Annotated in this window: 11 protein-coding genes; 6 read left to right on the forward strand and 5 right to left on the reverse strand. The window is 73.5% G+C overall.

Going from position 1 to position 13,049, the window contains the following annotated elements:
- Positions 1-408: 408 nt before the first annotated feature.
- Together ACIBNA_RS06730 and ACIBNA_RS06735 are read left to right on the forward strand one after the other, a co-directional pair.
- Positions 409-1,548, forward strand: a complete 1,140-nt coding sequence (locus ACIBNA_RS06730; protein ID WP_399164339.1) for an aromatic acid exporter family protein — start codon at positions 409-411, stop codon at positions 1,546-1,548.
- A 207-nt stretch (positions 1,549-1,755) separates the two neighbouring features.
- Positions 1,756-2,784, forward strand: a complete 1,029-nt coding sequence (locus ACIBNA_RS06735; protein ID WP_399164167.1) for an SDR family oxidoreductase — start codon at positions 1,756-1,758, stop codon at positions 2,782-2,784.
- 104 nt (positions 2,785-2,888) lie between these two features.
- On the opposite strand, the gene ACIBNA_RS06740 is transcribed toward ACIBNA_RS06735, so the two are convergent.
- From ACIBNA_RS06740 to ACIBNA_RS06750, 3 genes are read right to left on the reverse strand one after another with little or no spacing between them, the layout of a single operon-like run.
- Positions 2,889-3,170 carry a hypothetical protein gene (locus tag ACIBNA_RS06740; protein ID WP_399164168.1) on the reverse strand — a complete coding sequence of 94 codons (282 nt, stop codon included), beginning with the start codon at positions 3,168-3,170 and terminating at the stop codon, positions 2,889-2,891.
- Between the two features lie 60 nt (positions 3,171-3,230).
- Positions 3,231-4,211, reverse strand: a complete 981-nt coding sequence (locus ACIBNA_RS06745) for a phosphotransferase family protein (RefSeq protein ID WP_399164169.1) — start codon at positions 4,209-4,211, stop codon at positions 3,231-3,233.
- Between the two features lie 30 nt (positions 4,212-4,241).
- Positions 4,242-7,415 (reverse strand): cytochrome P450, encoded by a 3,174-nt coding sequence (locus tag ACIBNA_RS06750; RefSeq protein ID WP_399164170.1) that lies wholly within the window; start codon positions 7,413-7,415, stop codon positions 4,242-4,244.
- A gap of 146 nt (positions 7,416-7,561) precedes the next feature.
- Here ACIBNA_RS06750 and ACIBNA_RS06755 point away from each other — a divergent pair, with 146 nt between their 5' ends.
- Entirely contained in the window at positions 7,562-8,212 is a 651-nt protein-coding gene (locus ACIBNA_RS06755) for a PAS domain S-box protein (protein WP_399164171.1), read from the forward strand.
- Here ACIBNA_RS06755 and ACIBNA_RS06760 read toward each other — a convergent pair.
- Entirely contained in the window at positions 8,152-9,066 is a 915-nt protein-coding gene (locus ACIBNA_RS06760; RefSeq protein ID WP_399164172.1) for a DUF3626 domain-containing protein, read from the reverse strand. The genes ACIBNA_RS06755 and ACIBNA_RS06760 overlap by 61 nt on opposite strands.
- Before the next feature lie 84 nt (positions 9,067-9,150).
- Here ACIBNA_RS06760 and ACIBNA_RS06765 point away from each other — a divergent pair, with 84 nt between their 5' ends.
- From ACIBNA_RS06765 to ACIBNA_RS06775, 3 genes are all read left to right on the forward strand, one after another.
- A complete protein-coding gene (locus ACIBNA_RS06765) occupies positions 9,151-9,645 on the forward strand; it encodes an FBP domain-containing protein (RefSeq protein ID WP_399164173.1) in 495 nt (164 codons plus the stop codon).
- Positions 9,646-9,731: 86 nt separating this feature from the next.
- Positions 9,732-10,985 (forward strand): FUSC family protein, encoded by a 1,254-nt coding sequence (locus ACIBNA_RS06770; protein WP_399164174.1) that lies wholly within the window; start codon positions 9,732-9,734, stop codon positions 10,983-10,985.
- 118 nt (positions 10,986-11,103) lie between these two features.
- The gene (locus tag ACIBNA_RS06775; RefSeq protein WP_399164340.1) at positions 11,104-12,300 is read left to right on the forward strand and encodes a lactonase family protein; all 1,197 of its coding nucleotides are present in this window, start codon (positions 11,104-11,106) and stop codon (positions 12,298-12,300) included.
- Here the strand turns inward: ACIBNA_RS06775 and ACIBNA_RS06780 are convergent.
- Positions 12,268-12,996, reverse strand: a complete 729-nt coding sequence (locus ACIBNA_RS06780; RefSeq protein WP_399164175.1) for a DUF2470 domain-containing protein — start codon at positions 12,994-12,996, stop codon at positions 12,268-12,270. The genes ACIBNA_RS06775 and ACIBNA_RS06780 overlap by 33 nt on opposite strands.
- Between the last annotated feature and the right edge of the window lie 53 nt (positions 12,997-13,049).

The raw sequence follows: 13,049 nt of genomic DNA on the forward strand, positions 1-13,049 counted from the left end.
GCGACGGACAGCCCGGCGGTCCCGCAGACGGAACACGACAACGCTGCGGACAGCCGTACGGCACCGGAGGCCCAGCCCCACAAGGCGACGGGCGACCGCGCAACCCAAAAGACAGAACCCGACACAGCGACGGACAGCCCGGCGGTCCCGCAGACGGAACACGACAACGCTGCGGACAGCCGTACGGCACCGGAGGCCCAGCCCCACAAGGCGACGGGCGACCGGGCAACCCAGAAGACAGGACCCTACGCGGCGAGCGGCAGCCGGGCAGCCCGGGAGACGGAACACGGCAGGGCGGCCGGCAGGCCGTCGGACCGGGGCCGCAGGGCGATGGACAGCCGGGCGGCCGCCGATGCGCTGCGTGAGCGTATGGGTGATCTCGGGCAGGGGGTCCGTGGCACGCGGCCGATGGACGCCGTGCGGCGGGAGGCGCGGGGGGCCGTGGAGGCCGTGCGGGCCGCCTGGCGGGGGCCCGGGCGGGAGCGGGACCTGGTCGTCCAGTCGTTGAAGGCCGCCGCGGCGGCGGTGATCGCCTGGCTGGTGGGTGGCGTCTGGATGGGCGACCCGCTGGCGCTGATGGCGCCGTGGGTGGCGCTGGTGCTGGTGCAGGCCACCGTCTACAGCTCGCTGGTGCAGGGCGCGCGGCAGTTCGGGGCGGTCTGCGTCGGCACCGTGCTGGCCTCGGCGACGCTGGCCCTCACCGGCGACACGACGGGCGCGCTCGCCCTGTCCGTCCCGGTGCTGATGCTGCTCTCGAACTGGCCTCGCTTCGGCGACCAGGGCATCTACGCGGCGACCACGGCCCTGTTCACCCTCACCTCGGGCACGGTGAGCATGTCCGGCGTGGGGCACCGGGTGGGGCAGGCGGCGCTCGGCGCCGTCATCGGCGTCGCCGTCAACGCCCTCGTCTTCCCGCCGATCCATCTGCGGGACGTCCGGGAGAACCTGGCGACCCTCGCCCGGGAATCGGGCGACGTTCTGCGCGCCGTCGCCGCGGACCTGCACGAGGGCGACTGGGACGCGCAGACCGCCGCCGGCTGGCTCAACGCCTCGGCTCGGCTGGACCACCATCTGGACGCGTTGCGCTCGGCGCGCCACTGGAGCCAGGAGAGCCTGCGCCTGACCTACGGCCCGTTGCGCGCCCTGCACCGCGTACCGCACATGCCCCTGCCGCCGCCGGACGAGGACGAACGCCTCGGCCGCGTCACCGGGCACGTCACGGCCCTGACCCGGGCGCTGGCGGTGACCGTGGACGACAGCCGCACGCCCGCACCGCCCGAGGGGCGGGCCCTGCGCTCGTACGCGGACCTGCTGGACCTGATCGGGGACGCCTGCGACACGGAGGCCGACCGTCTGCTCAACGGCGGCGTGGACCCGCGCCGGTGCGACGAGAGGGAGGGGCGGATGCGGGAGCTGCACGGGTACTTGCAGGAAAGGCTGCGGGAGCACGCCGGGCTGGGAGCCGAGCACGCGGCGGTGCTCGGCACGCTGCTGCTCCAGGCCGAGAACCTGTGGGCCGAGATCCTTCCGGAGCACGGGGAGCGGTGACACACACCGCCCACAGGGACGATCGTTCGGCTGAAGCCCTGTGGAGCCTTTCACCGAGAGGCGACCGCCATCCGTGCCCACCTCATGAGCCGCCCCGGCCGTGGGACTCCCCCGTCCGGCCGGGGCTTTCCTCTGCCCACGTGCAATCCGCGCGACCCGGGTACTCGGTCATTCTCCGAGGACGGTCGCGGCCGAGAGGAGCGGATGGTGAGCAGCGCAACAGGCATGAGGATCGTCGTCACGGGCGCCACCGGCAACGTGGGCACCAGCGTGGTGCGCCTCCTCTCGGAGGATCCGGAGGTCGCCTCCGTGCTGGGCCTGGCCCGGCGGATCCCCGATTGGTCGCCGCCGAAGACGGAGTGGTCGGCGGTCGACCTGGCCTCCGAGCAGTCCGATGTGGCCGAGCACGTCCGGGGCGCCGACGCGGTCGTCCATCTGGCCTGGGCGTTCCAGCCGACGCACGACCCGGCGGCGACCTGGCGCACCAATGTGCTCGGTAGCATGCGAGTGTTCGAGGCGGTGGCCGCCGCGGGGGTGCCGGCGCTGGTGCACGCCTCGTCGGTCGGCGCGTACTCGCCGGGCCCGAAGGACCGGGCGGTGGACGAGTCGTGGCCGACGCACGGCTGGCCGGACGCCGCCTACTGCCGTGAGAAGGCCTATCTGGAGCGCGCGCTGGACACGTTCGAGCGCGATCACCCCGAGACGCGGGTGGTGCGGATGCGGCCCGCCTTCCTCTTCAAGTGGGAGTCCGCGAGCGAGCAGCGCCGGATCTTCGGCGGGCGGTTCCTGCCCGGCCCGCTGGCCCGCCCGGAGCTGCTGCCCTTCCTGCCCGACATCCCGGGGCTGCGGGTGCAGGCGCTGCACACGGACGACGCGGCGAACGCGTACCGGCTGGCCGTGCACTCCGACGTCCGGGGCGCCTTCAACCTGGCGGCCGAGCAGCCGGTCGACGCGCAGGTGCTGGGCGAGATGCTCGGGGCGCGCCCGGTACGGCTGCCGCGCACCGCGGCCCGTTCGGCGATCGCCGCCGCCTGGGGCCTGCACCTGCTGCCCGCCTCCCCGCACCTGTTCGACGCGGTGCTGCGGCTGCCGCTGATGGACTGCACGCGTGCGCGTGCGGAACTCGGCTGGCGGCCGGAGCGTACGGCGACGGAGGTGCTGCAGGAGTTCTTCGAGGGCCTTCAGCAGGGCGGGGGCGCACGGACGGAACCGATGCGGGGGCGCAAGGTCGGCTGACCGCTCGGCCCGCGCGACCCTGCCAAGACGACCGATGGCCGCAGCCGGCCCCCACGGTCAGCTGCGGCCATCGGCGCTCACGCCGCCTGAGCGCTGAACGGCGCTCAGGCGGAGGACTCGTCCGGCTCCGGATGCTCGGGGTGGACGGTTCCCGAGCGCGGTACTCCCTGCCGTCCCGTCCCCGCTTCGTCCGTGTCGGGGACGTCGCGGGCGGGCTCATGGCCCTCGGCCTCGTCTTCGTCGTCCTTCTTCCGGTCCTTGCCGGTGCCCGTGAAGCGCGGGGCGACCTCCCACGGGTCCTCGCCGGCGTCGGCCTGCTGGTCCGGCATGTCCCGCGGTACGGGGTCACCGTTCTCGCCGGGTCCTTCGAGGCGGTGGTCGGTCACGGCGTGCTCCCTTCGCTGGTCCGGGCGCCACGCGAGTACCCCGCCGTGACCTGAGAAACCTCAGCGCGGCGCCGCCCGAAGAGTTTCCTCGATCTCGTCCAGGGCCGCGACAAGTTCCGGAGCGACCCTGTCCTGCACCCAGCGCTCCTGTTCCTCTCCGACCGCGCGCGGAATCGTCTCGGTGAGCATGATCAGGTACAGGTAGGCGCGGTAGAGGGCCAGTCGGAGGCGGGCCGGGGCGTCGAAGCGGGCCCGGCCGCCGGCCTCCCGGTAGCCCGCCAGGAACGCCTCGTCCTGCTTGATGTCGCCCAGCAGCGCCAGGGAGACGAAGTCGGCCAGGGGGTCGCCCCAGAACATGCGCTCCCCGTCGATGAGGCCGCCGATGCGGGCGTCGCCGGCCGAGCGGTCGACCAGGATGTTGCCCCGCCACAGGTCGAAGTGCACGAGACACGGGACGGTGACCTCGTCGAGGGCGCCGTACGCGGACCGGGCGGTACGGGCCACCGAGTCGACGGGGCGGGGCAGCCACGCTCCGTAGCGCCGGGCGTCGTCGAGGACGGCGTCGAACATCGTCGTGAACGCGGTCCGCCAGTCGGGGGCGAGCGGGCCGAGGGCGCCGGAGGGATAGCCGAAGGCGTGGCCCGTCACGCGGTGCAGCCGGGCCGTCAGGCGTCCCAGCTCCGTGCGCAGTGCGGTCTGTTCCACGTCGGAGAGCGAGCCGTCGTCCCAGGTATCGCCCGGGCAGGCCGTCATCAGCAGGAAGTCGTCGCCCATGGACACCAGCCCCGGTGCGGGGACCCCGGCGCGGGCGGCCGAGCGGTAGAACTCGGCCTCCGAGACGAGGAGCCGGCGCTCGTGCCGGAGGCCGGGGGTGGCCGCCGCGGGCGGGATCTTCAGCACGTAGCGGGTGCCGTCGGTGAGGCGGAGTTCCTCGACGGTGTTGTACGTGCCGCCGGCCAGCGGGGCGAGGTGGGCGAGGCGGCCGGGCTCCAGACCCGTCGCCTCCAGGATGTGCCGGGCCCGTTCCCAGGAGTCCACCACCGTGCGCCCACCCCTCCCCTTCGCCTTCGGTCAGCCGGCCGCGTACACGTCCTCGACGTAACGCCCCTGCGCGACCAGCCCGTCGAGCCACTGCTCGGCGGCCGTCTCGTCGGCGCCCGGCGTGTGCTTCCGGTACAGGGTACGGAACGCCTCCCGCACCCCGGGCGCCATCCGCGAACCGTCGCCGCAGACGTACACCCGTGCTCCGGCGGCCAGCAGGGCCCAGACCTCCTCTGCCTCGGCGGCGATGCGGTGCTGCACGAACCGCACCTCGCCCTCGGGGGCCTCGCTGAAGGCGGGGCGCAGCGAGACGGCTCCGGCGGTCTCGGCGGCGCGCAGTTCGTCGGCGTGCAGGAAGTCGGCTTCGGGCGCGTCGCAGCCGAAGTAGCAGACGGCCGGGGTGAGTTCGGCTCCTGCCGCGAGGGCGGCCGCGCGGTCGGCGATCGCGCCGCGGAACGGGGCGAGGCCGGTGCCCGCCGCGATCATGACGACCGGCGCTGATCCGCCGGTGGCGTCGATACGGAAGGCCTCCCGGCACGGCTGCACGCGCGCGTACACCGTGTCTCCGGGCTCGACGGTCGCCAGGTAGCCGGATCCGGTGCCCTGGTAGACGCCCTTGCCGGAACGTGCTGGTGCCTCCAGCAGCGACACCATCAGGTCCACGTGGCCGGGGTCGACGGCGGGCGAGGAGGAGACGGAGTAGTGGCGGGGTCGCAGCGGGGTGAGGAGGTCGAGGAGCTGCGGCCAGTCCAGGGCACCGCGCAGGGCCGGGTGGTCCTCGATGATCTCCACGAGGGTGCGGGGGTCGTCGGTGAGGGCGGCCAGGGCCAGGCGCTCCGGCGGGCAGGGGTTGGCGGCGGCGAGCGCGGCCAGCTGACCGGCGCTCGGGCGCTCCTGCAACTCCACGTGGTGGGTGAGGAGTTGCCGTACCGTCACGGGGCGGTCGACGGCGATCGAGTCGCGGCGCGGGCGGGTGGGGCGGATGTCCAGGACGGTGTCGAGGTCGACGCCGAGCGCGGCGGCGGCGCGGGTGACGAGGTCCGGGTGGTTGGCGGGCAGCACGGTGAGGTGGTCGGCCGTGCGGTAGGTGACGCCGTCCGGCAGTGCGACGCGGACGAACCGCTTGCGGCGCGCGTAGCCGGGCGCCGTGAGGTCGTACGCCTCGGTGACCCGCATGGGGACGAGCTCGTGCCGTTCGGCGAGGGCGTCCAGCGGGCCGCCGGTCAGGGCGCGGACCTCGTAGGCGGCGGTGGGCTCGGGGTCGGGGGTCGTGGCGTCCGGGTCGCCGTACCGCTCCAGCAGGGCGACGCACAGGGCCGCCGTGAACTCCCGGACCGTGCCGGTGAGGTCGCCGGAGGCGTCGGCGGCGGCGCGGTCGAGGAGCCGGGTGGCGCCGGACTCCGCGAGCCGTTCGTCGATCCGGGTGGGGACGTGCTGGTAGGTGGCGGCCCAGTTGCGGTCGCCGACGCCGAGGACGGTGTACGTCACGCCGGACAGGTCGTGGGTCTGCTCCAGCCAGGCGGCGAAGGCGGTGGCGTCGTCGGTGGGGCGGCCGTTGTAGGAGGCGGCCGTGATGATCACGGGCCGGTCGGTGGGCAGGCCGCCGGCGTAGGCGTCCAAGGGCGCCACCTGGGTCTCGCAGCCGACGGCGGCGGCCTCGTCGGCGAGCCGGGCGGCGAAGTCGCGGCAGGTGCCGTAGTTGCTGCCGTGCAGGAACAGGGCGGCGGTGCCGGGGCGGACGCGGGCGGGGAGGCCCTGCGGTTCGGCCGACCGGGAGTCCTGGACCGGGGCGGCGCCGGGCAGCGGCGTGTGGACCCGGTCGGCGGACGTGCGCGGGGTGAGCGTGAGGGTGAAGCCCTCGGGCTTGAGGGTGAGGGTCTCCTTGACCGTGAGCCGGTAGTCGGCGTGGTCGCGCAGCCGGTAGCGGTGGACGAGCATGGCCAGCAGCATGGTCGCCTCGTGCAGGGCGAACTGCCGTCCGATGCAGGCGCGCTCACCGGTGCCGAACGGCTTGAAGGCGTGCACCGGGCGCTCCGCCTCGGCCTCGGCCGTGAAGCGGGAGGGGTCGAACAGCTCGGGGTTGTCACCCCAGACGGGCTGCCGGTGCAGCATCGGCGTGAGCACCAGGGCGGACTGCCCGGCGCGCAGCGGGATGCGGCCGCCGAGCAGGGTGTCCTCGCGGGCCTCCCGGGCGAAGACGGCGGCCGTGGGCCACAGCCGGAGCGCCTCGTTGAGGACCTGGCGGGTGTAGGTGAGCCGGCCGATCTCGTCGTACGCCGGTTCGGGGTCGGTCTGGTCGCCCCACAGCTCGTCGACCTCGCGCTGCACCAGCTGGAGCGCGGTCGGGTGCTTGGCGAGGTAGTACAGGGCGAAGGACATGGCGCCGGAGGTGGTCTCGTGGCCGGCGATCAGGAAGGTGATGACCTGGTTGCGGATGTTGGCGGCGTCGAGCGTGCTGCCGTCGGCGGGGTGCTCGGCGGTGAGCATGAGGCCGAGCAGGTCGTCGGCCTGGCTCTGGTCGGTGCCGGTGCGGGCGGCGATGACGTCGTCGACGACCCGGGCGAGATAGGCGGAGTCGTCCTGGAAGGCCGCGTCCTGCGCCGAGTAGTCCTGGCCCGGGACGCGCGCGAGGCGGGTCATGCTCCACTCCAGGCAGCGGACCATCGACTCGACGAAGGGGTGCGGTTCGGCCCTCTCGAAGGAGCCGAAGTCGTAGCCGAAGCCGGAGAGTCCGATGGTGTCGAGCGTCATGCGGGTCATGTCGCCGGGCACGTCGACGGGCTGCCCGGCGCGGGCGTCGCGGTCCCAGGACGCGATGAGCCTGCGGGCCACCTTCAGCATCACGGGGTGGTAGGTCCGCATGGAGCCCAGCGCGAAGGCGGGCATGAGGATGTCGTGCGCCTTGGCCCAGTTGGGCTCGTCGTTGTACGCGGTGAACAGTCCGTCGGCGGCGAACTCGCGGACGTTCTCCAGACCGGGCCCGATGTGCTTGGCGAACCGCTGCTCGTCCGAGAGCTCGGCCACGAGGTCCAGGTCGCCCACGAACAGGGTGTCGCGTCCGTACAGCCGCCGCACGAACACCGGCCCGTGCTCGCGCATCAGGTCCATGGCCTGCTGGACGGGCGCGTCGCCGGGTCCGGTGCCGGAGATGTCGGCGACGGGGAGGACCTCTGCGGGCCGGGGGGACTGTGCGGTGGGGCGCATGACGCGACAACTGCCTTTCGCGGTACGGAAGTACTGCGATCCAGCGTGATCCACGGGACCCGGCGGACGGCGCCGCGGCCCTACATGTTTGTGTAGTACATGCAGACGCGTCGCCCTTGCGCGCGGGCGGCCCGGCGTGGCAGGAGATGCTCGTGGACCAGGCTCGGCAGGAAGCCGTGACATGGCGCAATCGCGCCCTGCTCCTCTTCGACCGGGTGGCGATGCCGGTCGCGGTGTGCGACGTGTACGGCGCGGTGCTGCTCGCCAATCCGGCGATGGCCGCGGAGTGCGGTACGACGCCGGGGCGGCTGCGCGGCCGTGACGTGCTGGACCTGTTCAGCCCGCGGGAGGCCACGCAGGTGGAGCGCATCGCCCAGGCCCTGCGACTGCGACACCGCTCGCGCTACCAGGTCTCGGTGCGCTGGCGGGCCCCCGGCGGCGCGGAGCGGTACGGGGAGCTGACGGCGGACCCGGTGAGCGACACGGTGCAGGACACGCCGGCGCTGCTGGTGATGCTGCGCGTGGACGGCGAACGCGCCCCCTCCCCCGCCCCGCCCGCCGAACAGGCCCGGGTCACCCCCATCGAGGCCCGCATCCTGGCCCTGCTGGCCGCCGGTGCCACGACGGCCCGGGCAGCCCGCGAAACCGGCCTCACCACCGACGGCGTCACCTACCACCTGCGCCGCCTGTCCTCCCGCTGGCACGCCACCAACCGCACCCAACTGGTGGCCCGCGCCTACACGCTGGGCGTGCTCACCCCGGGGGTCTGGCCGCCTGAGGCCCCGGCCGCCGAGTAGGCCGTGCCCGCTCCCTCCGGCGCGCCGAAGCGGGCGAGGGTGTGCCACACCATCTTCAGGTCCTGCAGTTCGTATCGCCCCGTCCGGGCGGCGTCGCCGATGACACGCGGGTCGACGAGGCCGTCCCGGGCGATCCGCGCGCCCAGTTCCACGTACTCCCGGCCGCGGTAGTCCGCGTGGCGCCTTAATCCGGCCACGGTGAGCCGGTAGCCGGGGTGCCACTCCACGGGGCAGGGCAGGCGCCGGGCCGCGGCCTCGACCGGTGTGCCGCGGTAGCAGGCATCCAGCACCAGCGCCTCCACGTCCCGGGCGAGAGCGACGCCTCCGTGCACATGTGCCTCGATGTAGTCGTCGAGGGCGTCCTGTTCGTCCGCCTCGGCCAGCGCGATGAGCGACATCCCGGCCGCCACGCCGAAGTCGGCCGGCTCGGCGGCGCTGTCGGGGTAGCAGAACGTGGCCCGGGTCAGGACGCCGGCGCGCAGCCGGAAGTGCGAGGAGCCGAAGCGCGGCGCCGCGCCGACCACTTGCCGGCGGAAGTTCAGGGCGCCGTACACGGGCCGTTCGTGTGCGGTCGCTTCGTCGTAAGCCCCGCCGAAGATCCGGCTCTCCCAGCGCCACCGGTCGCCGCCGGGGCGGGCCGTGAGGCCGCCGTTGCTGGTGCCGGTGACGAACTGCGAGTGGTAGGCGCCGTCCCGGGAAAGCGCCACGAGGACGGGCACGTCGCCCGCCGGCCGGTCCGGGTGGAAGTTCAGCGTGATCCGCACCTTGGGATCGACGGCGGGCCCCGACGATCCGTCCGCCACATGGCGCAACGCCGCCCGTGCCCGCGCGGACGCGTCCTCCGGAAAATCCACTGGATCCCCCCTCGTCGGTGCTTCTAACCTGACCCCGAAACCTAGGCCCCCTAGGTTTCGCCGACGACGACCAGGAGCCCTCCCATGAGATCACTCACCGAACAGGACATCCGCAACTCGTTTATCAACTGCTCCAAGGGAGAAGCCAAGCGTCTGTCCGTCCCCCGGGACCTCGCCGAGCGGCCCTGGGACGATCTCGACTTTCTCGGGTGGCGGGATCCGGGGGCGCCCGACCGGAGTTATCTGGCCGCCGAGCGCGAGGGGCGGCTCGTCGGAGTGGCGATGCGGTTCCAGGCGGCGCAGCGGGGCTTTCTGCACCGCAGCATGTGTTCGCTGTGCCTGACGACCCACCCACGGGGCGGTGTGTCGCTGATGACCGCGCGGAAGACGGGAGCGGCCGGGCGCGAGGGGAACTCCGTCGGGGCGTACATGTGCACCGACCTCGCCTGCTCGCTGTACCTGCGCGGGAAGAAGGTGCCGGAGAGCGGGGCCCGCTTCGAGGAGAGCCTCACCCTTGAGCAGCAGATCGAGCGGACCATGGGCCATCTGACCGCCTTCCTCGACAAGGTGTACGCCTGAGGCCCTCGGTCGCCCGTGTTTTCCCCCGGCATTAACGTCCTTCATGGATGCGTTCGATACGCCAGAGGAAGGGGAACAGCCCGAGGATGCGAGAGGTACGTGAGTGGACGGCGCACGCCAGGCGGATCGTGCACAAGCGCCGGGACCCCGTGGTCGTCCAGACGCTGCGGTCCGCGACCGCGGCGACGATCGCCTACGTCATCGCACTTCGGCTGAGCCCCGAGGCGGCACCCCTCACCGCTCCCCTTACGGCACTGCTGGTCGTCCAGGTGACCCTGTACGCCACGCTCACCAACGGCTTCCGGCGGGTGAACGCCGTGGTGACCGGCGTTCTCGTCGCCATCGCGTTCAGCCTGCTGGTGGGCCTGACCTGGTGGAGCCTGGCGCTGCTCCTGGTGGCCTCGCTGGTCGTGGGACGGCTGGTCCGGGTGGAGGAGTACGTACCCGAGGTCGCGATCAGCGCGATGCTGGTGCTCGGGGTCACCACCGTCGGGGACACCGCCTGGGCCCGGGTGGTGGAGACGCTGATCGGCGCGGTCGTCGGGCTCGGCTGCAATCTGCTGCTGGCTCCGCCGGTGTGGGTGGAGGAGGCGGGCGAGTCGATCGAGGGTCTGGCGCGCCGGCTGCGGCAGCTGATGCTGCGCATGGGCGAGGAGGCCGCCGGCCGTACACCCGCGGATCTCGCGGCGGAGCGGCTGCACGAGGCACGGCGTCTGGACCACGACATCGTCGAGGTGGACGCGGCGCTCCAGCAGGCGGAGGACAGCCTGCGGCTCAACCCGCGCGTGCGGGAGGGCCTGCTGCACCGGGTGGTGCTGCGCACCGGCCTGGACACACTGGAGATCTGCACGGTCGTCCTGCGCGTGCTCGCGCGCTCCTTGACCGACCTCGCGAAGGAGCGCGAGCCGGAGCCGCGGTTCGAGGCCGAGACTGCCGCCGCGCTGGAGCAGCTGCTGTCCGAGATCGCCGACGCCGTGGTGAGTTTCGCGGTGCTGGTGACCACCCATCTCAGTGCGAGCGCCGAGTCGGCGGAGGAACGTCTCGCCGCGGAGCTGCGCACCGCGGCGGGCACCCGGGACAAGCTGGCCCTGCTGCTGCGCGAGGAGGCAGAGCGCGAAACGCGGCACTGGCAGTTGCTCGGCGCCGTCCTGACGGAGGTCAACCGGATCCTCGACGAGCTCGACACCGAGCACCGCACCCGGCGCCTGTTCGAGGAACTGGACCGTGTGTCCCGGGAGCAGCGCGCACGGATGCCGCGCCTGACGCGGCTGCGTGAGCGCCTGGGCGTTCAGGAGCAGATGTGGCGGAACCGTACCGGGGTCGGCGGGCGTTATCGGTGAGCGACCGCCTGGAGTCGGTTGCGCCGCGCGCAACGCTCGGTGCCGTTGTTGCACCCGATGGGTGATCCACGCCAAGGTGGCTGTCGCGACGGGGACGAGTGACGACCTGAGGGGCGACATGGGCAGTGGTGGCTGGAGCAGGCGCCGGTTCGTCGGCGCACTGGCGTCGGGGGCCGCCGCGGCGGCGCTGCCCGCCTGTGACGACGCGCCCGCGCCGGCGACACCGACGAGTCCCACGGGCCCCGGGGCGAGCGTGAGCCCGACCCGCGAGGCCCGGCGCCCGTCCGGCCCGCGCCCCCTCTACCTCGGCACGTACACCTCCGTCGAGGGCGGCGGCAAGGGCATCGGCCTGGCCACGTACGACGCGGCGACAGGCCGGATCACCGGCACGGGCACGCTCACCGGCGTCGGCAACCCGTCGTACCTCGCGATCCACCCGGACCGCCGCACGCTGTACGCGGTGAACGAGCGCGATGACGGCGCCGTGACGGCCGTCCGGCTGTCCGACCGGAAGATCCTGGGCAGCCGGAGCACCGGCGGTGCGGGCCCCTGCCATCTGTCCGTGCATCCGGGAGGGCGCTGGCTGCTCAGCGCGGACTACGGCTCGGGCAGTGTGGCGGTGCATCCGATCGACGCCGCGGGCGCCCTCGGCGAGCGGACCGATCTCGTCCGGCACTCCCGTCCGGCGCCCGGGCCGGGTCAGGAGGGTCCGCACGCCCACCAGATCTTCACCAGCCCCGACGGCGGGCACGTCCTCGCCGTGGACCTGGGTACGGACACCGTCTACACCTACCGGCTCGACGAGAAGTCCGGCACGCTCACCGAGGTCGCGCAGGCGCAGACCCGGCCGGGCGCCGGTCCGCGCCACCTGACCTTCCACCCCGGCGGCCGGTACGCCTACCTCGCCAACGAGGTCGACAACACGGTTGCGGTCTGCGCGTACGACCCCGCCTCCGGCCGCGTCACGGTCGGCGAGGCACAGGCCACGGGCACCGGTTCGGGCACCAACTACCCGGCGCAGATCCTGGTGACCGCGAACGGCCGGTACGCCTTTCTCGCCAACCGCGGCCACAACAGCCTCACGCGCTACGCCGTCGAGGCGGACGGTGCCCGGCTCAGGCTGCTGGACACCGTGCCGGTGGGCGGGGACTTCCCGCGCCAGATCGCCTTCTCACCGGAGGGCACGCTGCTGTTCGCGGCGAACCAGAAGTCCGGCACGGTCACCGTCTTCGGCGTGGACGAGACGAGCGGCGCGCTGCGGCGCACCGGTGAACCGTTTCCGTCACCGGTCGCCGTCTGTGCGCTGCCACTGTAGGGCCCGCGGGCAGGACGCGGCGGTCGCCTGGCTGAGCAGGACGTGCATGCGCTCGGTGAGCTGCGCGACGTCGTCGGCGGGTGCGTGGAACGCCAGCCGTACGTCGCCGTGGGCGCGGGCGCGTTCGATACGCAGCGTCAGTCCATGCCGGTCGACGGCGAGGGGCTGGACGCAGACCGCGCCGTGCAGGCTGTCGGAGTCGACGAGCCGGGTGAGCCGCTCGACCGCGTCCGCGTGGCAGTCGGCGAGGTGCGTCAGCAGCCGGGCCTCGGCCGTGGTGAGCGGGTCGGGCGTCGCGGCGGCGAAGTCGTCGAGGTCGACGACCACGGCCCCGGACGGCTGCCGCAGCACCACGCGCGTGGGCCGGAAGGCCAGCCGGTCCTCCACGACGGCGAACCAGCCCGCGAGCCACAGCCGGGCGCGGATCCGGTCGCGCACGGGGACGGGGGCCACGTCGGCGAACTCCAGCACCGCGGACGGCTCTCCGCGGGGCGCGCAGATCGCGGTCGCGAGCAGGGCACTGTCCCCGGGCACGTCCACCAGCACCCGGCCGTCCTCGGTCACCGTGTGCGCGCCGACCAGCTCCTCCCGCGTGCCCTCCGCGGTCACCGAGCAGGACCACGCGGCGGCGAGCACCGAGCGCGCCCGCTCCGCCGCGGCAGGGGCCGCCGTCCAGCTGTGGCTGTCGTCACCCATCCCAGACCTCCTTAGGTAAGCCTTGCCTAACCTACCGAAGATCGGGGCGTGAG

Source organism: Streptomyces sp. NPDC050164 (genome assembly GCF_044459945.1).
In the GTDB taxonomy this organism is placed as follows: domain Bacteria; phylum Actinomycetota; class Actinomycetes; order Streptomycetales; family Streptomycetaceae; genus Streptomyces; species Streptomyces coeruleorubidus_A.